The 23,370-nt window shown below is 47.5% G+C and carries 19 protein-coding genes and 1 tRNA gene; 11 read left to right on the forward strand and 9 right to left on the reverse strand.

Going from position 1 to position 23,370, the window contains the following annotated elements:
- Positions 1 to 363: 363 nt before the first annotated feature.
- Entirely contained in the window at positions 364 to 1,812 is a 1,449-nt protein-coding gene (locus tag Q0274_RS09195; RefSeq protein ID WP_298029128.1) for a DUF945 family protein, read from the reverse strand.
- A 138-nt stretch (positions 1,813 to 1,950) separates the two neighbouring features.
- Here Q0274_RS09195 and Q0274_RS09200 point away from each other — a divergent pair, with 138 nt between their 5' ends.
- Both Q0274_RS09200 and recJ read left to right on the forward strand, forming a co-directional pair.
- Positions 1,951 to 3,582 carry a CTP synthase gene (locus tag Q0274_RS09200; RefSeq protein WP_298029130.1) on the forward strand — a complete coding sequence of 544 codons (1,632 nt, stop codon included), beginning with the start codon at positions 1,951 to 1,953 and terminating at the stop codon, positions 3,580 to 3,582.
- Complete coding sequence (gene recJ / locus Q0274_RS09205; protein WP_298029132.1) at positions 3,572 to 5,152, forward strand: single-stranded-DNA-specific exonuclease RecJ; 1,581 nt, start codon at positions 3,572 to 3,574, stop codon at positions 5,150 to 5,152. Before Q0274_RS09200 ends, recJ begins: the two co-directional genes overlap by 11 nt.
- Positions 5,153 to 5,704: 552 nt before the next feature.
- Here the strand turns inward: recJ and Q0274_RS09210 are convergent.
- The 6 genes from Q0274_RS09210 to Q0274_RS09235 all read right to left on the reverse strand — a co-directional run bounded on the left by Q0274_RS09210 (position 5,705) and on the right by Q0274_RS09235 (position 11,326).
- Positions 5,705 to 6,034 carry a cupin domain-containing protein gene (locus Q0274_RS09210; protein WP_297990394.1) on the reverse strand — a complete coding sequence of 110 codons (330 nt, stop codon included), beginning with the start codon at positions 6,032 to 6,034 and terminating at the stop codon, positions 5,705 to 5,707.
- Positions 6,035 to 6,100: 66 nt separating this feature from the next.
- Complete coding sequence (locus Q0274_RS09215) at positions 6,101 to 8,086, reverse strand: NnrS family protein (RefSeq protein WP_298029134.1); 1,986 nt, start codon at positions 8,084 to 8,086, stop codon at positions 6,101 to 6,103.
- Positions 8,043 to 8,894 (reverse strand): hypothetical protein, encoded by an 852-nt coding sequence (locus tag Q0274_RS09220; protein WP_298029136.1) that lies wholly within the window; start codon positions 8,892 to 8,894, stop codon positions 8,043 to 8,045. The genes Q0274_RS09215 and Q0274_RS09220 overlap by 44 nt, the downstream gene beginning before the upstream one ends.
- The gene (locus tag Q0274_RS09225; RefSeq protein ID WP_298029137.1) at positions 8,887 to 9,576 is read right to left on the reverse strand and encodes an ATP-binding cassette domain-containing protein; all 690 of its coding nucleotides are present in this window, start codon (positions 9,574 to 9,576) and stop codon (positions 8,887 to 8,889) included. The genes Q0274_RS09220 and Q0274_RS09225 overlap by 8 nt, the downstream gene beginning before the upstream one ends.
- The gene (locus tag Q0274_RS09230) at positions 9,576 to 10,373 is read right to left on the reverse strand and encodes an ABC transporter permease (RefSeq protein WP_298029139.1); all 798 of its coding nucleotides are present in this window, start codon (positions 10,371 to 10,373) and stop codon (positions 9,576 to 9,578) included. The genes Q0274_RS09225 and Q0274_RS09230 overlap by 1 nt, the downstream gene beginning before the upstream one ends.
- Positions 10,367 to 11,326, reverse strand: coding sequence for an ABC transporter substrate-binding protein (locus Q0274_RS09235; protein WP_298029141.1), 960 nt, complete (start codon positions 11,324 to 11,326; stop codon positions 10,367 to 10,369). Before Q0274_RS09235 ends, Q0274_RS09230 begins: the two co-directional genes overlap by 7 nt.
- 192 nt (positions 11,327 to 11,518) lie before the next feature.
- On the opposite strand from Q0274_RS09235, the gene ilvD reads away from it, so the two are divergent.
- A complete protein-coding gene (gene ilvD, locus Q0274_RS09240; RefSeq protein WP_298029142.1) occupies positions 11,519 to 13,192 on the forward strand; it encodes a dihydroxy-acid dehydratase in 1,674 nt (557 codons plus the stop codon).
- 61 nt (positions 13,193 to 13,253) lie between these two features.
- Here ilvD and Q0274_RS09245 read toward each other — a convergent pair whose 3' ends face one another.
- Complete coding sequence (locus tag Q0274_RS09245) at positions 13,254 to 15,083, reverse strand: DUF262 domain-containing protein (protein ID WP_298029144.1); 1,830 nt, start codon at positions 15,081 to 15,083, stop codon at positions 13,254 to 13,256.
- 70 nt (positions 15,084 to 15,153) lie between these two features.
- On the reverse strand, positions 15,154 to 16,419 hold the full coding sequence (locus Q0274_RS09250; RefSeq protein WP_298029146.1) for a 3-isopropylmalate dehydratase large subunit: 1,266 nt from the start codon (positions 16,417 to 16,419) through the stop codon (positions 15,154 to 15,156).
- A 97-nt stretch (positions 16,420 to 16,516) separates the two neighbouring features.
- Between Q0274_RS09250 and Q0274_RS09255 the strand changes: the two genes are divergently transcribed.
- From Q0274_RS09255 to Q0274_RS09290, 8 genes are all read left to right on the forward strand, one after another.
- Positions 16,517 to 17,041, forward strand: a complete 525-nt coding sequence (locus tag Q0274_RS09255; RefSeq protein ID WP_298029148.1) for a nitroreductase family protein — start codon at positions 16,517 to 16,519, stop codon at positions 17,039 to 17,041.
- 5 nt (positions 17,042 to 17,046) lie between these two features.
- Positions 17,047 to 18,369, forward strand: a complete 1,323-nt coding sequence (locus Q0274_RS09260; protein ID WP_298029150.1) for an NFACT RNA binding domain-containing protein — start codon at positions 17,047 to 17,049, stop codon at positions 18,367 to 18,369.
- A gap of 49 nt (positions 18,370 to 18,418) precedes the next feature.
- Complete coding sequence (locus Q0274_RS09265) at positions 18,419 to 19,183, forward strand: phosphatidate cytidylyltransferase (RefSeq protein ID WP_005872778.1); 765 nt, start codon at positions 18,419 to 18,421, stop codon at positions 19,181 to 19,183.
- Entirely contained in the window at positions 19,177 to 20,262 is a 1,086-nt protein-coding gene (gene dxr, locus Q0274_RS09270; RefSeq protein ID WP_298029151.1) for a 1-deoxy-D-xylulose-5-phosphate reductoisomerase, read from the forward strand. Before Q0274_RS09265 ends, dxr begins: the two co-directional genes overlap by 7 nt.
- Positions 20,263 to 20,453: 191 nt before the next feature.
- On the forward strand, positions 20,454 to 21,410 hold the full coding sequence (locus tag Q0274_RS09275; protein ID WP_298029152.1) for a DUF3137 domain-containing protein: 957 nt from the start codon (positions 20,454 to 20,456) through the stop codon (positions 21,408 to 21,410).
- 33 nt (positions 21,411 to 21,443) lie between these two features.
- Positions 21,444 to 21,620 carry a hypothetical protein gene (locus tag Q0274_RS09280; RefSeq protein ID WP_298029153.1) on the forward strand — a complete coding sequence of 59 codons (177 nt, stop codon included), beginning with the start codon at positions 21,444 to 21,446 and terminating at the stop codon, positions 21,618 to 21,620.
- A gap of 186 nt (positions 21,621 to 21,806) precedes the next feature.
- Positions 21,807 to 21,882, forward strand: a tRNA-Val gene (locus tag Q0274_RS09285).
- A gap of 193 nt (positions 21,883 to 22,075) precedes the next feature.
- On the forward strand, positions 22,076 to 23,335 hold the full coding sequence (locus Q0274_RS09290; protein ID WP_298029155.1) for a site-specific integrase: 1,260 nt from the start codon (positions 22,076 to 22,078) through the stop codon (positions 23,333 to 23,335).
- Positions 23,336 to 23,370 lie beyond the last annotated feature (35 nt).

A 23,370-nucleotide genomic window follows, 5' to 3' on the forward strand; every position in this document is an offset into this window, starting at 1 on the left:
TGAAATTTAAAAATGCAAATTTAGCGTTAGTTTCCCAATATAAAATACGTCGTCAAAAGAGGCGGCGTAATAAATGCCGCTTTCTCCGCCGTCTTTTAAATTTACGCTAGCTGCGCTGCAAAATCGCGCATTATAGCCAAAATTGCTTAAGTCTATCTGTCATTATTTTGGCTTGTAAATTTTAAAATTTAGCGAAGTGGGCGGAAACAATGCGGTAAAATTCGAGCGGAATTTTATGGCGCCACCGCGAAATTCTGCAGGTAAAAATTTACGCGGAGCCTTGCGAAATTCTGCGCCGAAAAAGTAGGAAAACAAAAAGAGCTTTGCGGGCAGGTTTAAAATTTGCCCGCAAAGCTTAAAAATTTAATTGTGCGGTAGTGGGATAGATTTGCCGTTTAAGATCATAGAGTTGCTTGCCTTATCGAAGCTAAACTCCATCTTAACTCCATCTCCGTCAGGCTTAAGAAACTGCGAGCCGTAAACTTCCGCCATCGGCGCAAAATCGCGCAGGCTGTCATAAGGCGATAGGAAGTCCGTGATGGTCGTATTTATCGTAGCTTTGCCGTCCAAGCTCATGCGCTTAAAAAGCTGCGTCTCGTCGATGTAGCCGCCTAATAGCGCGCTTGCGTTAAAAGCAAATTTCTTGCCGAGGCTATTTTCAAACGAAAAATCATTCACGTTGATTTTCATATCATCTTTTAGCAGCTTCATAAAAAGCTCTTTGTTTTCCGCTAATTTTTCGCCTTCTTGCGGATTTGAGATAATAGACAAATATTTTTCGAAAAGTGCGGCGCTAAAGCTGGTATCGACGCCTAAATGGATGTTTCGCACTAGCACATCGGCGATTTTTAGGCTTTGGGCTTTATCGCTTTCGTTGAAATTTAAAATTCCATCTTTTACGCGGTAGCTACCTTCCGTGCTCATATCCGTAACTACGACGAAGCGCTGCTTATCTACAGTTACGACGAGCTCTTTTGTGCTGCCTGCAAAATCTATGTCATTCAAAAAGAGCTTAGTTATATTATCGTCTAGATCTTGGATACCGTTTTTAAAGTTTGCCTCATAGATAAGATCCTTCACATCAAGACCCGAATCCTTGCCGTCGTCTATAAAAATTTCACCGATTTTAAAGCCCAAGGCTTTTATCGTTTTACCGCTCATATCGCTCGTGCCGTTTAGGCTAAGGCCTGCAAGACGTCCTATTCCGCCATCTTCTAGCACATTTATATCGGCTAGCTTTGCGCTAAATTTAACCTCGGTAGGCCCGTAGTTTAGATGCGTGCTAAGCGGCGCGTCAGTCTTAAACAGCTTCTTGCAAGGTTCTGCGTAATATGGCGTCTTAATCGTTAAAATTCCGTCGCTCTCAAATCCATCCGCAGCGTTTTTTACGCTATGCTTGATAGTGTAGTCGTAGCGAAAAGCAAAATCTTCCGGGAAAATTTTAGCAGGATCCGGCTCGTCCGTATCGTTGCTATCTTGCGCGCCTGCTTTTTCCTTTAGCTTGCTAAAGCCTTCAGCAAGGCTTTTTTGTAGTTTCTCTTTTTTTACTACGCCCTCGATAAAGCCGCTTGAGTTGCTATCTCCCGGATAAAATTTAGCGCTCTTGGTCTCGAAAATTTCGTTTCTAGTGATAAATTCCGCAATCTGCTGCTCAATCGCGGCGCTGGCACTCTTGCCGACCGCACCGTCAACCGTTTTGGTTATGCTATCGTTTACACTTTTAGCTACGCCCGTTTTAGCGTCCTTTGTCGCTACAAAAACGCCCACTATAAGCGCTACGATGACCACTAAAGCCGCGATGATCTTTTTCATCATCTCTCCTTTAAATTTAAAATTTATTTGGGTGCGTATTTTGCCGTAAATTTCTAAAATTTTCAAATTCTAGCTTAGTGTGCTTTAACCTAAAAGAAGTTATAATCGCGGCATTAATATCAAAATTTAGGAAAACTTATGGCAAAGCAAACGAAATATATTTTCGTCACTGGCGGAGTGCTGAGCTCGCTGGGTAAGGGCATTGCGGCGGCGTCGATCGCGACGCTTTTAAAACATGCGGGGCTTAAAGTGCGCATATTAAAGGCGGATCCATATATCAACGTCGATCCCGGCACCATGAGCCCGCTGGAGCACGGAGAGGTTTTCGTCACCGACGACGGCGCGGAGACCGATCTGGATCTTGGGCATTATGAGCGGTTCTTGGATGAAAATTTAAGCCAAGACAACAATTTCACCACGGGCAAAGTTTATAGTTCCGTCATCGAAAAGGAGCGCAGGGGTGATTATCTGGGCAAAACGATCCAGGTGATCCCTCACATCGTAGGCGAAATCGTACGCCGTATAAAAAAGGCGGGCGAGGGCAACGATGTGCTGATCGTCGAGATCGGCGGCACCGTGGGCGATATCGAGGGGCTACCGTTTTTAGAGGCGATCCGCGCGATGAGGGTGGAGCTTGGTAGAGTAAATACGATGAATATCCACCTAACGCTCGTGCCTTTCATCAAGGTAGCGGGCGAGCTCAAAACCAAGCCCACGCAGCACAGCGTAGGCGAGCTGCGCCGCATCGGTATCAGCCCCGATATGATAATCTGCCGCTCCGAAATGCCGCTAAATCGCGCGCTTAAAGATAAGATCGCGCTAAGCTGCGGCGTTGATAAAAACTGCGTCATTGAAAGCCCCGATAGCGCGAGCATCTATCAGATCCCACTTGCGTTTTTGAAGCAGGATATTTTAACGCCGATCGCAGAGACCCTAAGCCTAAACAAGCTCGAAGTCGATATGAGCAACTGGGACAGCCTAGTTAAGCGCGTCATCGTGCCTACGAACGAAACCACGATCGCCTTCGTCGGCAAATATATCGATCTGAAAGAAAGCTACAAATCCCTCACCGAGGGGATCATCCACGCGGGCGCGACGCTTGATACGCGGATAAGCTTAAAGTGGGTAGATAGTGAAAAAATTGAAGCGAGCAATGTAGATGAAATTTTCCGAGACGTAAACGGAATTTTAGTCGCGGGCGGCTTCGGCTCACGCGGAGTGGAGGGTAAAATTTTAGCCATAAACTACGCGCGGGTGCGTAAGGTGCCGTTTTTGGGCATCTGCCTAGGGATGCAGCTTGCGATGGTGGAGTTTGCGCGCAATGTCTTAAAACTGAAAAACGCTAACTCCTCGGAATTTGACCCGCAGACCGAAGATCCGGTGATCTATCTGATCGATAGCTTCATCGACGCAAGCGGCAAAAAGCAGATCCGCACGCACAAATCCCCTATGGGCGGCACTATGCGGCTGGGCGGCTATGACTGCGACGTCAAAAAAGGCTCGCTTTTGGGTAAAATTTACGGCGAGCAAAAAACTATCCGCGAGCGCCACCGCCACCGCTACGAAGCCAATCCGAAGTACCGCGCCGATTTTGAAAAGCACGGGCTTATCGTCTGCGGCGAGAGCGACGGGCTTATCGAAGCGGTCGAGCTAAAAAACCATCCGTTTTTTCTGGGCGTGCAGTTTCACCCGGAATTTACCAGCCGTCTAGTACGCCCAAATCCCGCTATTTTGGGCTTTATCGAAGCATCTATAAAAAATGCTAGGTAAAAATGAGATAAGGGAAATTCTAAAATCGAGATTTGCGAACGATCGGCATACTAAAATTTCTGAAATTCCCTTACCCTGCGATCTGAAAGATACCTATAAGGCGGCTTTGCGCATAAAAACTGCCATCGAAGAAAACCAGCGCATAGCCGTAGTCGGCGATTACGACGTCGACGGTATCGTAAGCACCGTCATAATGAGCGATTTTTTCAATCAAATAGGCGCGGAGTACGTCATTAAGATCCCAAACCGCTTCACCGACGGATACGGGCTAAACAGCGAGATTATAGAAGAGCTTGAGGACGTAGATCTCATCATCACGGTAGATAACGGCACCTCCGCGACGGAAGCTGCCGAAATTTGCGCTCAAAAGGGGATCGATCTCATCATCACCGATCACCACATGCCCCCGCCCGTGCTGCCGCGCGCTTATGCGATAATCAATCCGAAGCAGCCTGACTGCACCTTCCCAAATATCGAAATTTGCGGCGCACAGGTAGCGTGGTATCTCGTAGGCGCGCTAAAAGAAACCCTCGGCGTGAACTACGATATGGCAAGCTCTATGGATATCCTCATCATCGCCATAATCGCCGATATGATGGAGCTGCGCGACATGAACCGCGCGCTGCTGCGCTTCGGTATCAAGCGGCTAAATAGCTCAAACCGCGCCTGCTTCAAGGCGATTAAGGAGCACTATTTTAAAAAGCACTTCGAATTCGACGATATCAGCTATACGATCGCGCCGCTAATCAATTGCACGGGGCGGATGGACGATGCGACGATGTCGTATAACTTTTTATGCGCCAAAAATATCAGAGAGGCAAACCACTACCTAGAGACGATAAATTCCATCAACAACTCGCGCAAAGAGGAGGAGAAAAGCCTCTACGACGAGATCGTAAAAAGCGTCGATCCAAGCGACAACGTCATCGTCGTGTGGGGTCCGCAGTGGCACGAAGGCATCATCGGCATCGTCGCAAGCCGCCTAAGCAAGACCTACAAAAAGCCCGCGATCGTCTTTAGCGTGAGCGACTCGCGAGCCAAAGGAAGTGCACGCAGCATCGGTAAATTTGACATTTTAGAGCTGATCTCTTCGCAAAGCGAAATTTTAACGACCTTCGGCGGACACAAGGGCGCTGCGGGCGTGGGGATCGATCCTGCGCTACTTCAGGAGTTTAAGCGCCGCGTAAATGAGCGCATTACGCCTAAGGATCTGAGCGATTTTAGCGCGCAAGACGATCTGTTGGGCGAGCTGGACGCGTCGCAGATAGACTTCGAGCTGCTTGAAATTTTAGAATTTTACGAGCCGTACGGGCAGAAAAATCCGCGCCCGCTCTTTTGTATCAAAGGCGCGCGCGCGCGCAATATTAGGGAGATCGGCAAGGAGGGCAAGCATATCAAAATGGCGCTTGATAAAAACGGCAGCAGCGTCGAGGCGCTGTTTTTCAACTACGACTTTTTGCCGCGCGCGGGCGAGCGGGTCGACGTGATCTTTACGATTAGCAAAAACAACTTCCGCGGCACGATCACGCCCGAGCTCATTATCAAGGAGCTAACCCCGAGCGAAAGCTAAATTTTAAAATTTTAGACCGCCTTGCCGTGCATTTCGCGCAGGGCGCAGCCTTTAAATTTAACGCTCGATCTATGAGCTACACGCATTGCGCACTCGGCGGGTTTGCCCTACTACAGCGTCCATCTGCTCTAATCGCCCGATATGTATTGCACGCCTGGCGCGTTACCCTACTACAGCGCCTATCTGCTCGACTAGCTTAGGGCACATTTGCATGCTCTATGCATATATTAAGTGCTCGGCGCGATTTTGAAATTTAACGCGCGAGCTATGGATTTTACTTGCGATGCGAGCTCAAGCGTGCGATTTCGGGGCTCGGCACGGCGCGCAAACGCGATGCGTTATTTTCAGCTTCCGCACGGTTTGCAAACTCGGAGAAATTTTTGGACGCGGTAAAAGTAAAATTTAAACGTTTCTAAATTTTAAAATTTTGCAAAGGCGAGCGGGAGCGGCCTGAAACAGACAGAAAGACCCTGCAAATGGAATTTCGGATAAAATTTTATGAAGCGGCGGGCGGGCCAAATTTAAAATTTGACCCGCCCTTAAACTTAGAGGCTAAAAAACCACCACTAAAAACCACTTAAACGGCACCGGCGCGAAGATCGCGTGCGGCAAGCCCGCAGGCATTACGATGCTTTGTCCCGCTTTTACGCGGTGTTTCTGCCCGTCGATCGTGAAATCGCCCTCCCCCTCAAGCACGTAAACGAACGCGTCGCCGTCTGATTTGTGCGAGCTGATCTCCTCGCCGCCGTCGAAGGCAAAAAGCGTCATATTCAGCGCAGGATTTTGCGCGAGGGTGCGCGAAATCACCTTATGAGGGGCCACTTCGACTAGCGAAGCAAGCTCTACGGCCTTAGCGGCGTCGATATTTTTGATGTGTTGCATAAGCTCTCCTTGAAATGAAATTTGATCGATTTTAGCTAAAATTTAGCAAGCCCGCTTTGATGAGCATCAATCCGGATCCGCGCTGAAAGGATTTTTCAGAAAGATCGGAACGAAGCTTATCAGATATAGCGCGACCGCGGCGATGAAAAACGCCGAGGGGATCATCACGTACAAAACAAAGCTCTCGCCCGCAAAAACGGCTCTTAAAGCCCCCGCGAGTAGAGCCAAAACGAGCGCCGCGCGGCTTAGGCGCGGGAAGTTTAGCGGCGAAATTCCGCTGTGGCGCTGGCCTGCGATCATTCCCACGAAAAGTATCGCTCCGTAGATATAGCAGATCGCGATGACGTGCAGCGGTGCGGCAGCGTACCCCCCGCGGATCAGCGCCGCGCCCAGCCACAGGTATCCCGCCGCGCACGCAGCCTGCAACGCGTAGTAAAACGTCATATAGTGGCGGCTTAGAATTTCGGCGTAGTGCAGCTCGCGAAGTTTCGCCAAAAACAAAAACCCGATGCCAAGCGCGATAAATCCGCACGTCGCCTCGCTTAAAAATGGCGTCGCGAGCGCCAAAGCGAAGGCGAGGAAAGTGGCTAAATTTTTGTAGATAAAATTTGGAATAAAAACGGCGTCGCTTAGCCCCGCCTCTCTTAGCGCTTCGTTGCCGATGACGACGCTTATGCGGTAGCTTACGACGGCGATTGCCGCGACGTTGATATGCACGAAGCTAAGCAAAAACTTCTCATCCCCGCTCGCGCCGTAGGCGGCAGAGCAGGCGCAAAACGCCGCTAAGACCGCCAGTATGCTAAAATTATTCGAGTTTTTATCCAGCCACAAAAGCCATGCCGCAAAGATGAAAAATATCGCCCAAAACAGCGCCACAATCGCCGCCGCGAGCCGTAAATTTAAAAAGCTCGCGATAAAAGCTGCGATCAGGCAGGCGGCAAAGGCAAGCGAGACGGGCTTTAGCGAGCCCTCGAAGTTCGTCCAATCGGGCAGCGCGGTAAGCAAAAACGCCGCGTAGATGCACGAAGGCGCTAAAAACAGAAAGTAAAACTTATGAGCGGCGACATAATCGATCGCTAGCGCATCGGGCGCTAAAAAGCTAAGCGCGCCCAGCGCCGCAAAAAAGCAGGCGCAAAGAACGAAGGCGCGCATCGGATGGGAGAAAAAATTTCTCGCGCGCTCATCTTTAAATTTAGGCGCGTAAAAGCCTAGCTCTTGCTGCTGCACCCCGCACGGCTCCGGATTTTTGAGCTCCTGCGGCGAAACAGGCTCGGTTTGGTTTTGCGTGGAATTAGCTTTGGAATTCCGATCGGAATTTTTAGCGCTTTGCAAGAAGTTTTGAACAGAATTTGGCTCGGCGCGGCTTTGCGCGGAACTAGATTTAAAATTTTGACTTTGATCGGAATTCTTGATGCTTTGTAAGAAACTTAGCGGGAAATTCCGTTCGGAATTTTTAATGTTCTGCGAGAAACTCGGTTTGGAATTTAGCTCGGCGCTTCTACCGCTTTGCGAAAAACCATGAGTGGAATTTTGATCGTAGCTTTTACCGTTTTGTGAGAAGTCCTGCGCGAGGTTTTGATTTTTGAAGCTTTGCACAGGCTCGGCTTCTCTATCGCGAGCGGAATTCCAAAAATTTTGTATAAAATTTAAAGCGGAAATTTTGAAATTTTGCGCAGGCTCGGCTTCCAAGCCCCGGTCAAAATTTTTAAAATTTTGTGTAAAATCCGAGGCACAAACTTTAGAATTTTGCGCAAATTCGTAATTTCTGTATCCGAGGCCGGGTCCGCACGGCGCACCGACCTCGCTCTCAAAGCAAGAGCTACGCGGCGCGAGAATTTTACTTTCAGAGCATAGTCTGCGCAGCATACGGGTCTCGCGCCCGAAACTCGTCAAATTGCGCGGCTCGGCGCTCTTATAGGAATTTTTATCGGCGCGGATTTGCTTTTTTAAATTTGCAGATTGCATCGCGGCGAAGTTAAATTTCCTCAAATTTACGGAGCCGAAGTTCTTAAAATCGCGCGCGTCGTGTAAATTTAAAATTCCGCACCGCACAAAAGGTGCCTAGAGTGGGATTTTGCTCGCCACCTAGCCCGCTTGCATCGCAAAACAGCGAGCGGTAGGTGCTCAAAACGGCTTTTTGAGCGCTGAACTGCGCGCTCAATCCGCATGCATCAAAACCGCAACGCGAAAAGGCGTCTTGGTTCGCGCCAAATTTGCAGTATAAATGGAGGTCCCGCTTCGTGCCAACGCGCCGTAAGCAAATGCCTGCATTGAAATTGCGCTGTGAGCGGACGCTCATACTAGATTGCAAACGACCGCTCTCGCTGGGATCGCGGCGTGAGTGGACATCTCGGTTCGCGTCAACGCGCTGTAAGCAAGCACTCACGCTAGAGCTACACCGCAAGTAAGCACTCGCGCTAGAGCCGCAGTATGTATCGCTGCTAAATTTCGTCGAATTTTGCGCTGCAAAATCGCAGCACACTGCGCCGTTCAGGAGCACGCTCACGCTATAATCGCAGTTCGCACGGCTGCGCAGTTCGTATTTCGGTGTGATAAAACCGCAGCGCCCTGTATCCTGTGAGAGGCTGTGTCTGCCCGCGCCGACATTGATACATCCAGAACTCCGCAAAAGCTCGTGCCCGCGTGTATCCAGATCGTAGCGCCAGGTGCCCCGAAAAAGCCCATATATGCAAGCGCTGAGATCGTCGTATCTAGCGCCCGGCAAATGCCCGTAATTGCGCGCGCCCGGATCGCGATGCACTTCAAAGCCTCGCTCGTCCGCGCCTAGACCGCAACGTAAGTTTAAATTTCGTGCGGAACCTCCCTGTTTGCGCGCATTAAAGATAAAATTTCTACTCATAATAGCTCACTCCCCCGAATTGTTCGCTTACCACGCGCTCTTCGTACCGCTCGTCGCGCGCACTTAGCGGCTCATCTAGGCTCACGACGCGTCTAAGCCCCATCCCTTTGGGCTCAAGCTCGATGATCTCGTGGCTTAGGCGCGCGGCTTCGAAGCGGTCGTGGGTCACCAAAAGGCAGGCAAGCCCCTCGCGCTCGATCTTTGAAACTAAAATTTCGATCAGCACGCCGCGCAGATCGCGATCCAGACCTACAAACGGCTCATCAAGCAGCGCCAGATCGCAGCCGCTAAGGATCGTGCGCAAAAATGCCGTACGCTTTTGCATTCCGCCGCTTAGCTCGCGCGGGAATTTGTTCAGATCGCTCGGGCTTAGCCCGATCTTTGCGGCGAGGGCGTAAATTTCGTTCACGCCCGCGGGGCTAAAAATTTCGATATTTTTAAGCGCCGTGAGGTTCGGCAGCAGGCGGTTTTCTTGAAACAAAAAGCTGATTTTCTTAAAGCCGTTTTCGATCTGCCCGCTTTTTTTATCCTCTAGCCCGCAGACCAGCCGCAAAAGCGAAGTCTTGCCGCAGCCGCTGGGGCCAAAAAGCGTCTTTACTTCGCCCGCACGCAGCCGCAGCGAAAAATCGGAAATTATAACGTCGCGCAGAATTTCGTAGCGCAGATTTGAAATTTTTAGCATCATCTACTCCACGGCATCAGTAAAATTTCAAGCGGCTTGGTCACGAGATAATCGAAAAGCGCCGTAAAGGCTATGACCAGGCACACGTACGCCATGACCTCGACCGTATCGATATTTACGCGCGCTTCGGCGATCTTTGCGCCGATGCCGTCGTTCGCACCCAAAAGCTCTGCCATTACAAGCACTTTCGCGCCGTTGCTGACCGCGACGTAGATCGCAGGGAGCAACCGCTCGATTAGGTGCGGCGCGTAGAGGTAGCGCAGCTTTTTTAAAATTGGGCTTTTGTAGCTGTCGAAAAGCTCGGTGTATTCGGCGCTCACGCTAGCCATCGCCTGCGCTGCGGACGCAAAAGTCATCGGCGCGACGACGATAACGACGGTAAAAAGCACGCTTATATCGCCGAAATGAAACCAAAATATCGCAAGCACGATCCAAACGATGGGCGGCGTCGAGAGAAGCACGGTAATTAGCGGGTTTAAAAAGGCTCTCAGGCTTTTGAAATACCCCGCCGCAAGCCCGCTGCAAATCCCCGCAAAAAGCGCGAGGAAAGTGCCTGCAAGCGCGCGCTTAAGCGACAAGGCTAGATCGTTTGCAGCGAAATTTTTTAAAATTTCGCACGCCTTAGAAAAAACAGCCGCGGGTTCTGGCAGAATGAGCGGCCCGTAAGCCTCGCTCGCTACCTGCCAGACGGCTATGAAAAAGCACACCGCTCCTAGGCTCGCAAAGCCGCCCCACAGATAGTCTATGACGTAAAACGCGGGGTTTTGAGCTTTGCGAATTTTATCGATTTTTAGCATAGAAAAAATTCGTCCTTAGGCATCGCGCCGCCGAGGAGCTTAGGGTTAAATTCCATCAAAATTTCATAAAATTTCAAAAGCTCGTCCTTGATCTCGCTAGGTTTTTTGACGCATAAATTCGACGTATCGATGCTCATAAATATCGCAGGCGGCGGCGCAGGGAAGAAATTCGTCCCGATCGCCGCGGCGCTTTGTTTGTTCGCTTTGATCCACGCAAGCGCGTCCGCTAAATCGGTGTTTAAAATTTCAAAATCCGCCTTTTTCGCGGCGTAAAAATCGGTATCGGCGATGATGCCTGCTTGCGGGATGATGGGCTTTACCGAAAACGCCTGCGCCCACATATCGCTTAAATTTGCCCCTCGCTGAACGGCGATGCCCGATACTTTGCCCTTTAAGATCATGGCGCTTGCTAACGGCTCGACCGTGATCGCGACGTCGTAGTCCTTAGCTAAAAACAGCTGCGCGCTCTCTGCGGGGCTAGCGGTGTAGTCGATGTTTAGCCCGCTAATGCCCTGCTTTTTCGCTATGGCTCGCACGATGATGTCTAGCATGTCGTTTTTAAAAGGCATTACGATCTTTTTGCCCTTCAGCTGCGCAAATTCCGTTATCTTCTCGCCCTTGCTCATCACGAAATTTAGCCCCTCGGTAAGGATGTTTACCATGCCGATCTTACGCCCCTGATTTGCGAGGTTCACCCCCACGTTGCTAGGGCTCATCATGACCTTGTACTCGCCGTTTGCCACGCCTGCACGAAGCTGATCGGGATCGCGCCAAAGCTCAAGCCTGGCGTCGTATTTTTTGCCGATCTGCCCCTGCATGCACGCAACGCCGATGATGAGGCTAGGCATCGCGGGCGCGCCGTAGATAGTAAAAGTCTCCTTTGCAAAAAGAGGGCTAGCAAGCCCGCTAGCCGCCAACGCGGACGTTAGTTTTAAGAAATTTCTTCTTTGCATCTTTTCCTCTTTCCATTTCTGCCAAACGGCAAGATTTTGATAATCGATGTGCAATTATATCAAAATTAGGAGTGATTCGGTTTGACTAAGCTCAATAATACTGCTTTAAATTTTAACGCGCTAAAATTTAAAACGCCCGCAGCGATAAAATTTTATGCTAAAATGGAGAAAATTTCAATTCAAGGACACAAAATGAGAAGCGACATCATCAAAAAAGGTTATACGCGCGCGCCGCACAGAAGCTTGCTAAGAGCGACAGGGCTAAAGGACGAGGACTTTGAAAAGCCATTTATCGGCGTGGCAAATAGCTTCATCGAGATCATCCCGGGGCACTTTTTCCTCAACAAATACTCCGAAATTTTAAAAGACGAGATCCGCAAAAACGGCTGCGTGCCCTTTGAGTTTAACTGTATCGGCGTGGACGACGGCATCGCGATGGGGCATAGCGGGATGCTTTATAGCCTACCTAGCCGCGAGCTCATAGCAAACTCGATCGAAACGGTGATGAATGCGCACGCCCTGGACGCTCTGGTTTGCATGCCAAACTGCGATAAAATCGTGCCCGGCATGGTGATGGGCGCGCTTCGCGTGAACGTACCGACGGTTTTTGTTAGCGGCGGGCCGATGAAAAAGGGCTACACTAAAAAAGGCGAGCCGATCGACCTATCTACGGCGTTTGAGGCGGTGGGTAAATTTGAAACCAAAGAGATCAGCGCCGAGGAGCTAAAAGAGATCGAGTGCGCCGCCTGTCCGAGCGGAGGCAGCTGCTCGGGGATGTTTACGGCAAACTCGATGAATACGCTATGCGAAGCGATGGGTATCGCGCTAAAAGGCAACGGCACCGTGCCAGCACTTACGCCAGAGCGCGAGGAGCTTATCCGCAAGGCTGGACGTCGTATCTGCGAGATTGCGCTTGATGAAAAATACAAAATCCGCAACATTGTGAACGAAAAATCGATCCAAAACGCCCTAGTCGTCGACATGGCAATGGGCGGCAGCAGCAACACCGTGCTGCATATCCTAGCTATCGCGCGCGAAGCGGGGGTAAATTTACAGATCGCGGGGCTCAACGAGATCAGCCGCAAGATCGCGCATATCGCCAAAATCAGCCCAAGCCTGCCAAACGTGCATATGGAGGATATCGACCGCGCGGGCGGTTTAAGCGCCGTGATAAATGAAATTTCGCGCCGCGACAACGGTCTGCTGGATCTGGGCGCGCCGACCGTCACGGGCGAGAGCCTAGGCGAGCGCGTCGGAGCTAGCGTCATAAAAGACGAATCGGTCATCCATAAGGTCGAAAACGCCTATTCGGACGTGGGCGGACTGGCGATTTTGTTTGGAAATTTAGCCGAACAGGGCTGCGTCATCAAGACAGCGGGCATCATCGGCGAGCGTAAATTTAGCGGCAAGGCCGTGTGCTTTAACAGCCAAGACGAGGCGATAGAGGGCATCTCAAAGGGCAAAGTCGGCAAAGGCGACGTAGTCGTCATCCGCTACGAAGGGCCGCGCGGAGGCCCGGGCATGCAAGAGATGCTAAGCCCTACGAGCCTAATCATGGGGCGAGGGCTGGGCGCGGACGTGGCTCTCATCACGGACGGCAGATTTAGCGGCGCGACGAGAGGGCTAAGTATCGGACACGTGAGCCCCGAAGCTGCCGAGGGCGGTATGATCGGACTGCTAGAGGACGGCGATATCATCGACATCGACGTGGATACATACGCGATCAACGTGCGCCTAAGCGAAGAGCAGATCGCTGAACGCAGAGCTAAATTTAAGCCGATTGAAAAACCGCTACCGTACCGCTGGCTACGAATGTATCGCAAGCTGGTAACGAACGCTAGTAACGGAGCGATTTTGGAGGCGTGAAAAATCAACATCAATGAAAGTCTTAGGCTTTGAAATTTCTCTCAAGGCCTAAAATATGGTACTACTTATGAAAAATAAATTTTATTATTCTATCTGCAGCTTTTTCCGTAGCCCTTAGAATATCTTCTTTTACCCATGAGTTTTTTGGATAATTAATCAAATCATTCGCTATAGCATAATTACTATCTTTATAACCTGATTTATTCTTTATTGATTTTTGCTTCTTTGTTTGAAACCAATCGTTCCCAATTGATTTATTTATATCTTCTTCTAGAAGAATTTTATTTCCAAGCCTATTAACGACATCGTAGAATTCATCAATATTTTCTATATGCGCATTTTCTCTTATAGTATTTATATTGCGACCACTTGCAGGCATTATATGCTCTATATTTGTGCTTTCGAAAAAATCAAATTTTTTATCTCGTTCTTTAGAATACAAATATTCATTTAAAAATACTAAAGTATTTCTGTTATATTCTAATAAAATTTGCTTAATATCGTCTTCATCCCATTTTGCATTAATATGTTCATTAAAGTCTGTTACAATTTCTTCACAAGAGCAATTAGCATCTACTAACTTAATATTTTCGCCAAACAAAAAAGTTTTAAAATTTGTACTTGAGTATCCTGCATCCACTAGCTCCAGTAGAGCAAATAGTCGTAATAAACACTCTACGATATCTACTATACTATCTTCCGATATATTGTCTAAATTATATCTGTATAAATAGGAAATAAAAAATAATTTGGAATTTTCATTAAATTTTAGCAATAATTTTACAGCAGGATAGTCTTTTACTTTTTCCCATATCTGTATTATTTTATAAAAATTATTGCAAAGTTCTAAAGGTTTATTTAGAAGTTCACTTCTTATAGTCGTATAGTATGCTCTTAGGCCGGGAGTAGTGACATCTACATATCCGTTTTTTGTATATTCTTGATTCTTTGCACGATTTATATACATAAATTGCCGCAAAATATCGTCTATGTTTACAATCTTATATAACTCTAACTTTAGTGCGAATGAAATAATATCTTTCCAGAGTTCATTAAATTTATTTTTATCATTACCCGAATTTGAATACAACTGAGCCGATATAATATCGGCATCGGAAAGTGGCATACCGGTAGAATTTAGTGAATTAAACATCATAATAGCTTGTTCTACTTGCCAGCTACTAATTTCAATTACCTGGCATTCATATAAAAATTTCTTTACGAAATTATTTAATTTCATATCCCCATAATTATCTAGCTTCTCTTCATAAAAATACTTAAAATTCCGAAAAAAATTAGTATATTTATTATTCTTTTGTTTTTTTGGAATTTTATGGCAAACATTTTCAGCCTCCTCAAAATTTTGAGCTTTTAGTATTAACATCAATTCGTCTTTATATGGTTCATTTATAGATCTATTTTCTAAAAGCACAATCTTATCCGTAATACTCCAATCTTTTAATATGTCAAATTTTTTATCTTCATCAGCTTTAAACATGATTTGCACAATATCATCATGATACCGCTTTATAGAATTTCTTAACTTCTCCGAATCCTCATCGCGACTCTTATTATTTTTTAGTATGTCGCCCAATCGTAATTGCATAGCTTTTAATAGCAGTAAAAATGTCGTGGTGCGCTGCTGTCCATCGATCAAGGAATATTCACCAAATTTATCGGAATTAGAACAATCAAGGATTATAGTGCCGAAAAAATATGGATCTTTACTTTCGTTGTTTATAAAAGTTTCGATATCTTGCCATAATCTATCGCATTGAAAAATGTCCCATGAATATCCGCGTTGGTATTCCGGTATTACGAATCGCTTATCCTCTTTAATTTTTAAATAATCTTTTATAAATTTAAGCTTCGGAGCTATTTCTTTTTCCATATTATTAAACCTTTCTTAATAAAATTTATCAAATTTTATATTAAATAATCGTAAAACAGTAATCATTACTTTACAAATCCCTCGGATCGGCGATCTTGCCTGCGACGGCGCTAGCTGCGGCGACGGCAGAGTTTGCGAGATATACTTCGCTCGTTCTATCGCCCATGCGACCGACGAAATTTCGATTAGTCGTGCTTACGCAGCGCTCGCCCACGCCCAAAATCCCCATATAGCCGCCCAAGCACGCGCCGCAGGTCGGGTTGCTCACGACCGCGCCCGCTTCTACGAAAATATCCCACAGCCCCTCTTTTTGCGCGGCCAGAGCGATTTTTTGCGTCGCAGGCGTGATGATGAGGCGGGTTTTGCGCGCGACCTTGCGACCTTTTAAAATTTGCGCGGCGATCCGCAGATCGGAGAGCCTGCCGTTGGTGCAGCTGCCGATAAAGACCTGATCGACGGCGATATCGTCTCGCACTGCCTCGCGCACGCTCTTGCCGTTGCTAGGCAGAAACGGATACGCAATCACCGGATCAAGCTTGCTAACGTCGATCTGTAAAATTTGCTCATAGTTCGCGCCTTCGTCGGAGTAGTGAAATTTCGGCTCGGCGCGCAAGCTTTTATCCGCCAAAAATTCCTTCGTGATCTCATCGACCGCGACGATACCGCTCTTGCCGCCCGCTTCGATCGCCATATTGCAAAGCGAAAACCTGCTATCCATATCCAGATGCTCCAGCGCGTCGCCGCAGAACTCCAAAGCCTTGTAGCGCGCGCCGTCCACGCCGATGAGGCGGATCACTTCTAGGATCAGATCCTTGCCGTAGATGTGCGGTGCGGGCTTGCCGCGAAAGATCACTTTGATCGTAGGCGGTACTTTAAACCAATTCTTGCCCGTTATCATCGCAAAAGCTAGATCGGTGCTGCCCATACCTGTCGCAAAGGCCCCAAGCGCGCCGTGGGTACAGGTATGGCTGTCCGCGCCGATGATGACGTCGCCGGGCACTACGAGCCCCTTTTCAGGTATCAGCGCGTGCTCGATACCCATATCTTTTTCGTCGAAATAGTTTTTCAAATCGTGCTTGTAAGCAAACTCGCGTGAAATTTTAGCTTGGTTTGCGCTTAAAATATCCTTCGTAGGGATGTAGTGATCCATTACGATCGCAAAGCCGTCCGGATTGGCGAGCTTTTTTGCGCCGCTAAGCTCAAACTGCTTGATCGAAATCGGCGTCGTGATGTCGTTGCCGATAACCATATCAATGGCGCTTTCGATGATCTGTCCCGCAAAAACCGCCTCGCCCACGTGCTCGCTAAAAATTTTCTCCGTGATCGTCTGCTTCATAAAATCTCCTTCATATCGGTTAAATTTGCGCGATTTTAGCTAAAAAATCATAAATTTTTGCAATTTTATGTATAATTGAGCCGCAAGGAGCGAGACGATGGAAATTTTAGATATTTTTGCAAACCGCAGAAGCGTAAGAAAATACGCGCCTAAGCCGCTTGAGGACGAGGCGCTGGATAAAATTTTAAAAGCGGGCATGCTTGCGCCGTCGGGGCGTGCGCTCCGCCCGTGGGAGTTCATCCTCGTGCGCGACAAACGGATGCTTGAGCGGCTAAGCGGATGTCGCAGCAGCGGAGCGGATATGCTAAAACAGGCCGCGGCCGCTATCGTCGTGATCGCAGATGAGCGGAAGCAGGATGTCTGGATCGAGGACTGCTCGGTAGCGCTAGGCTACATGCACCTTGCCGCAAGCGCGCTAAATCTCGGCAGCTGCTGGGTGCAGGTAAGGCTGCGCACCGCTGCGGATGGACGCAGCTGCGAGGAGTTTTTACGCGAGACGCTGGACTTTCCGCCAAATTTCAAAGCAGAAGCGATACTGGCTCTCGGCGTGCCGCAGCGCAGCCCGAGCCCGCACGATCTGCAGAAGCTAAATTTAAGCAAAATCCACAAAGAGAAATTTTAACGCGTATGAAGTATCAAAACTTAATTCAAATTTGCGAGTATCTACGCGCCAAACGCTTCCTTTCGCACATTAAACGCGTAGGAGATAACCTTTTTAAAGTCTGCTTTGACGGCAACGAGACGCTGTTTTTTGATATGAATAAATCGGGCTGCAATATCCATGAAAATGACGCTTTTACCGAAGGCAAGGTTTACGCGGCGCCCTTTGACGTGCTACTTGCCAAGCGCTTTGTAAAATCGCGCATCACCTCCGTTAGCGTGCCAGAAAATAATAGAATTTTATGCCTTAGCGTGAGCCAAAACGCAAGCTACAAAACCCAAAGCTCAAATATCTACTTCGAATTTACCGGGCGATTTACCAACGTAATAATCACCGATGAAAACGATGTGATTTTAGAGGCGCTGCGGCACTTCGAGACGGAATTTAGACAGATTAAGGTAGGAAGAAAACTCCGCCATCTGCCGCCTGCAAATATTAAAGAAGCCCCCGTGCCAGAAATTTCGGACTTTAGAGCATTTTTTCGCGCGGAATTTAACGCGCTAAATGCGGATCGCTTAAACTCGCTCAAATCCGCAAAAATCACGGCGCTAAATAAAAAGCTAGACTCGGTGCGTGAGGCTTTAGGCTCTTTGCAAAGCAGCGCCGAACTACTGCGAAGCGCCGAGCTTTTAGGCGCGAAAGCTGCCTTGCTAAAAGAAAATATCTATAAAATTCCAACCAGCGCGCGAGAATTTACGCTGCAAGAAGGAGACACCGAAGCGGTAGAATTTAAGCTGCAAAAACCTGCAAGCGCCACTTTGGGCGAGCTTTACTCTGAGGCAAAGCGTATGCGCCAAAAGGCTGCTAATATCCATATCGAAGAGCAAAATTTAAAGGAGAAACTCGCGTTTTATGAGAATTTAAAATCGCTCGTCCTTGCCGCACAGGACGCACACGAGATCGAAATTCTAATGCCTAAGCGCACGCAAATTAGGCAAAAAAGCAAGGAAAAAAATAGCGAATATGTAGCGAACTTTTATCTCGGGGATTTTAAAATCAGCGTCGGTAAAAACGAAAAAGGCAATGAGTTCTTACTAAAAAATAGCTCCAAATCCGACTATTGGTTTCATCTTAAGGACATTCCAAGCGCACACGTCATCGTAAAGACACATAAACAAAGTCTAAGCGAAGAGGTGATCGAATTCGCCGCTAAAATTTGCGTGAGCTTCAGCGCAAGTGGCAGCGGAAAATATCTCGTCGATTACACCAAACGTCAAAATGTCAAAATCAACGAAGGCGCTTTCGTAAACTACGTAAATTTTAAAACAATCAGCGTTTTAAAGCCGTAATAAGCGAGCTTGCAGTATAATTGCTCAAAATAAATTCTAAGGAAATTCTATGAAGCAAAGAATAATCACGGCAAGCATTTTACTAGCCGTATTTTTGGCTCTAATTCTAATAAACGCCAGGTGGCTAAATTTCGCCGTATTTGCGCTGATACTCGTGCTTGCATTTTTTGAAAGCCTCAAGTTATGGGGTCTGGAAGAAACTAGCAAAAAGTGGCTCGCGCTGGCGATCGCGTTTTTTGCGCTGCTACCATTTACGCAGACCGACGAACCCTTCGTCTCAGCGCTAAAAGTTAGCATCCTGATGATCCTATGCGTCGCCTCTGTCGTAGCCTTTACCAAAGGCCCTAGCCTAAAGATCACGCTTCCTTTCATCTATCCCGTTGCGCCGATATTTTTTATGTGGGCGGCTTACGATGATTTCGGGGAAGTTTTTCACTTCGTTTGGCTGATCTTTATTATCGTAGCTAGCGATAGCGGCGCATATTTTATCGGTAGAGCCTTTGGCAAAACTCCGCTAAGCGCTAGTTCGCCGAATAAAACCGTAGAAGGCGTGCTAGGCGGTCTTGCGCTCGCGCTTATAGTTAGCCTCATTTATGCGCGCATCTTTACCAATATGCCGCCGCTTGAAATTTTAGGAAAGACCATCATCATAGCAATTTTTGGTGTATTCGGCGATTTGTTTGAGAGCTACCTAAAACGCGCGGCGGGTCTTAAAGATAGCGGCGCGCTCTTTCCCGGACACGGCGGGATCTTAGACCGCATCGACGGCTATATGTTCGGCGCAATCGCGATGGCGATAGTCTATTCATGGTAGTTTTAGGCTCCACGGGCTCTATCGGTACAAACACCCTAGACGTAGCCGCGCGCAGCGGCAGTATGATCGAAGCGCTTAGCTGCGGGCGCAATATCAAGCTTTTAAACGAACAGATCGCAAAATTTCACCCAAAGCTCGTCTGTATCGCGGACGCGCAGCAAAAAAGCGAGGTAGATCACGAGCGAGTGTTTTGCGGCGCGGATGGAATTTTGCAGATGCTTGCGGAGTGCAAAAGCACGACTGTGGTAAACGCTCTCGTAGGCTTTGCGGGCATGATGCCGAGCCTAAAAACCCAAGAGCTCGGAAAGAGGTTATGCCTCGCCAACAAGGAAAGCCTCGTCGTCGGTGGGAAATTTCTGCAAACGGATAAAATTTACCCGATCGACAGCGAGCATTTCGGGCTGAAATTTTTGCTTAGCAATGCCAAAATCCCCGTTTCGCGCCTAATCATCACGGCTAGCGGCGGCGCGTTTTACGACGTGCCGCTAACGCAGCTGGGCTCGCTCACGCCACAAAACGCCCTCAAGCACCCCAACTGGAAGATGGGCGCAAAGATCACGATCGACAGCGCCACGATGGCGAATAAGCTCTTTGAGGTGATCGAGGCGTTTTGGCTCTACGGCACGCGCGAGATTGATGCGCTTATCGAGCGCACCTCGCAGATCCACGCGCTAGTCGAATTCGCAGACGGCTCTACGACGGCGCATATTAGTAGGGCCGATATGCGCCTAGCCATCGCGCACGCGATGTTTAGCGGCGACGTACGGGAGCAGATCACCGCGCCCGTGGATCTGTGCTCGCTGCGACCGATAGAGCTTAAACCGATCGACGAGATGAAATTTCAAATTTTTACCCTCAAAGACGCGCTGTTAGCGAACCCCGATCTCGGCGTCGTCATCAACGCCGCAAACGAAGCGGGCGTAAATGCGTTTTTGCAGCAGCGGTGCCGCTTCACCGACATTGCGCGCGTCGTGCTAAAGTGCGCGGAGAAATTTAACTCGCCTAGCGTGACGGACGCGGACGCGCTTGTAGCGGTGGATGCGAGCGTGCGAGCGTATGCAAACGAACTGCTGAAATAATAAGCTTTCCGATCGCGAGATTTTTATATGTTGCGCTTGAGCTTGGCGGCAAATTTCACTGCGCACGGCTCGCGCAAGCAACCTAAAATTTAGCGGCTCTAAAACAGCGTGTGCCTATTGCGCCGTATCGGGCGCAGATTTATGCCGCGCTGTAAGGTTGCGCCATTAAATTTAATAAATAGAGGTTGGGTGTGGATATTAAAACCGTCATAGAGTTAGAAAAGCAGCGCAAGCGACTTAAGAAAAGTCGCAAGCTTTGGAAAATTTTAAGTTACCTCGTAGCGTTTGCGGTTTTCGGTCCGATGCTTGCACTCGCATTGATAATCATCTTTCTTAATTTTCCAAAACTCGATCTCGGCGTAGAGAGTTTATTTCTTTTGGTCACGTCTATTTTAGCAATAATCGGCATGCGGGACAAATTTTACGAGTGGATTTTTGAGCGTAAAACCGAGCGGTTTTTGATGCGATACAAAGAGCTTTATCTCAAGCCCTATATCGAGAGCCTGGGCTTTTCGTATAAAATGGGCGCACTTTTTCAGGAAAAAGAGGTGAGGCAGAGCGAGATATTTGACGGATTTGATAGATTTCGCGCGGACGAGCTGGTTTACGCAAGCGCGGACGGAGTGGATTTTATGTTTTGCGACATAAGGCTGGAAAAGGATATCGGTACGGGAATTCCATTTATTTTTAAAAATAATTACGCCACATTTTTCGAAGGACCCTTTTTCGTGGCAAATTTTAATAAAAAAATCTGCTCCGACGTTTTTGTCTTCTCGAATACGACACTGCCGCCGTCTGAGTTGCGGTACAAGCTACTGGGTGGTCGCGAAATCCCAATAGATAACGCGGACTTCAATCAAAATTTTACGATTTATGCAAACGACGCAATGACGGTTATGTATGTTCTGACGCCCGCGCTGATGGAGAAAATTTTATCTCTTAAACAGCTCGTAAAATCGAATATCTCGCTGAGCTTTAAGCAAAATAAAATTTACATCGCGATAGCTCGAGGTGCCGATAGTTTCGAGCCGAGCCTGGATCAGCCGATACTCAATGCCCGCATCGCAAATGATATCAAAGCGGATCTGGACGCGATGCTGCAAATCGTCAAAATTCTAAAGCTGAATGAGAAAATTTGGACGTCTTAGCGTGCGCAAGGCGAAGCGAGGCAAGGCGAGTAGATGAAACGAGATGAGGCGGAGCGAGGCAAGCGGGCGAAACGAAGCGGGATGGGGCGAATAAACGAGATGCACGGTTCGCGCAAGGAGCTGCAAAATTTAGCGACATCCAAGCGGAACGCACCAAAATCGCGCCATATCTGGCGTAAATTTACGCTGCGCCGCAAGTTCGCCCACTAAATTTTACGCGGATTTTGGAAAGGTCGTGAAATTTTACGTAGAATTTCGACGGGATTTTGCGTCACGGCGAAATCTTGTATAGAATTTCGGCAAGGATAAGATGATAAAATTTTGGCGGAATTTTACGAAAAATTAAAATTTGCTTGCTATTGAGAGATTTTTTTGATATACTGCCGTTTCTTTTTTGGCCCCGTAACTCAGTTGGTAGAGTGTCACCTTGACATGGTGGAAGTCGTTGGTTCGAGTCCAATCGGGACCACCATTTAAGCTATCTTTAAGTTTCAATCACTTCTTTTTACTTCTATTCAATTCCCGTATATAGGTGCTTATCTTATATTTCGATTATTTTTCTCTCCTTTTGTTTTTGTTTGTAGTATAATTACTTCTGAAAAAATGAGGGACTAATTCAGGGGCTCTTTCCCCATTAAGGGACTTTCCCATTTTAGGAGAGTATTATGGCAAATATATCTAAGGTGCATCTTTCCGATAAGGATATTAGAAACCTTAAGGCAAAGGATAAAAGATACAAAGTAGCCGTCGGATCGCCAAAAGAGCTTTATCTTTTCGTTCATCCTAGCGGCACAAAAACCTTTTTCTTGCGTTTAGCAGGCGATAAGATAGTCAGTCTAAAGGAATTTCGCCCGGGTATCTACTCCGTAGCAGAAGCACGCAGGGATGCCAACGCTCTTTTAGCTCAACTAGCACAAGGCAAGGAGCTAGACGTAATCTTAGGCAAGTCAGATAAGTATAAATTTAAAAGCCTATTTAATAAGCTTATAGAACAGAAACTTAGAAGCGGAGATAGTGAAGGCTATATCGCCAAAATCATTAGTATGGTTTCTACTTATATCCTACCCGAATTCGGTGATAGAGACGTTAAAACTATAAAAAGAAGTGAGCTTTTAGAAGTTCTTAATGCGATTTTTAATCCAAACAACAAAGAAAGTAGATTAGAGACCATTCATCGCTTAATATATTATTGTGGTGCGGTTTTCGATATAGCCATAGATGATGAATATATCGGACGCAATCCTTGCGCTATGTTACACAAAGAATTTCCTACCTCCCATAAACATAATAAAAACCATGAGATCAATACCGAATACCCCGCCTTAACAGAAGAAATGGATATAAAGGAATTTCTTGACGATCTAAAAATGGATGATAAGTTAGAGCTGGCTACTAAGCGAGCCATATATCTGCAAATCCTTTGCGTCAATCGTCCTGGCAATACCGCAAGCGCTAAGTGGGATGATATAGACTTAGAAAAAGGGATTTGGACTATAAGGGCGGTTGAAATGAAGTCTAGGACCCCTCATCAAATACCTCTAAGCTCATATGCCAAAGAGATTTTAAAAGAACAGCAGCTATTTAGCAGAAATAATAAATTCGTCTTTCCATCCACCAATGCGGCAGGTCATTTGCATAGAGACAGCCTAAGCAAGGCTATAAGAAATTTAGGCGGTAAGGGTAAGTATAAGGATAGAGCTACTTCTCACGGCTTTAGAGCCACCTTCCGCACCATTTGCTCTACGCATAAGGCGGAGCTATACGGCTTGGGCGTAACAGAAGAAGCCATAGAAAGCGCTTTAGCACACGTAGAGCCAAACGAAGTAAAAAGATCATACGAGCGTAAAAAGGCTACCATAGAACAGATTGCAACGCTTATGCAATGGTATGGGGATTATTTAAATTCTATAACGCCGCTATTTTGATATCAATCTCCGCGTTGGAATAAAGACCCCACTCT

This window comes from uncultured Campylobacter sp. (assembly GCF_937973075.1).
Classification (GTDB): Bacteria; Campylobacterota; Campylobacteria; order Campylobacterales; family Campylobacteraceae; genus Campylobacter_B.

Excerpts from the sequence above, each read along its gene's own strand:
- Q0274_RS09250 (WP_298029146.1), bottom strand. The coding sequence starts at position 16,419 with ATGAAGCAGACGATCACGGAGAAAATTTTTAGCGAGCACGTGGGCGAG.
- Q0274_RS09260 (WP_298029150.1), top strand. The coding sequence starts at position 17,047 with ATGAAGTATCAAAACTTAATTCAAATTTGCGAGTATCTACGCGCCAAA.
- Q0274_RS09265 (WP_005872778.1), top strand. The coding sequence starts at position 18,419 with ATGAAGCAAAGAATAATCACGGCAAGCATTTTACTAGCCGTATTTTTG.
- Q0274_RS09245 (WP_298029144.1), bottom strand. The coding sequence starts at position 15,083 with ATGGAAAAAGAAATAGCTCCGAAGCTTAAATTTATAAAAGATTATTTA.
- Q0274_RS09220 (WP_298029136.1), bottom strand. The coding sequence starts at position 8,894 with ATGAGTAGAAATTTTATCTTTAATGCGCGCAAACAGGGAGGTTCCGCA.
- Q0274_RS09200 (WP_298029130.1), top strand. The coding sequence starts at position 1,951 with ATGGCAAAGCAAACGAAATATATTTTCGTCACTGGCGGAGTGCTGAGC.
- Q0274_RS09280 (WP_298029153.1), top strand. The coding sequence starts at position 21,444 with ATGAAACGAGATGAGGCGGAGCGAGGCAAGCGGGCGAAACGAAGCGGG.
- Q0274_RS09225 (WP_298029137.1), bottom strand. The coding sequence starts at position 9,576 with ATGCTAAAAATTTCAAATCTGCGCTACGAAATTCTGCGCGACGTTATA.
- Q0274_RS09210 (WP_297990394.1), bottom strand. The coding sequence starts at position 6,034 with ATGCAACACATCAAAAATATCGACGCCGCTAAGGCCGTAGAGCTTGCT.
- Q0274_RS09235 (WP_298029141.1), bottom strand. The coding sequence starts at position 11,326 with ATGCAAAGAAGAAATTTCTTAAAACTAACGTCCGCGTTGGCGGCTAGC.
- ilvD (WP_298029142.1), top strand. The coding sequence starts at position 11,519 with ATGAGAAGCGACATCATCAAAAAAGGTTATACGCGCGCGCCGCACAGA.
- Q0274_RS09255 (WP_298029148.1), top strand. The coding sequence starts at position 16,517 with ATGGAAATTTTAGATATTTTTGCAAACCGCAGAAGCGTAAGAAAATAC.
- Q0274_RS09195 (WP_298029128.1), bottom strand. The coding sequence starts at position 1,812 with ATGAAAAAGATCATCGCGGCTTTAGTGGTCATCGTAGCGCTTATAGTG.
- Q0274_RS09290 (WP_298029155.1), top strand. The coding sequence starts at position 22,076 with ATGGCAAATATATCTAAGGTGCATCTTTCCGATAAGGATATTAGAAAC.
- dxr (WP_298029151.1), top strand. The coding sequence starts at position 19,177 with ATGGTAGTTTTAGGCTCCACGGGCTCTATCGGTACAAACACCCTAGAC.
- recJ (WP_298029132.1), top strand. The coding sequence starts at position 3,572 with ATGCTAGGTAAAAATGAGATAAGGGAAATTCTAAAATCGAGATTTGCG.
- Q0274_RS09230 (WP_298029139.1), bottom strand. The coding sequence starts at position 10,373 with ATGCTAAAAATCGATAAAATTCGCAAAGCTCAAAACCCCGCGTTTTAC.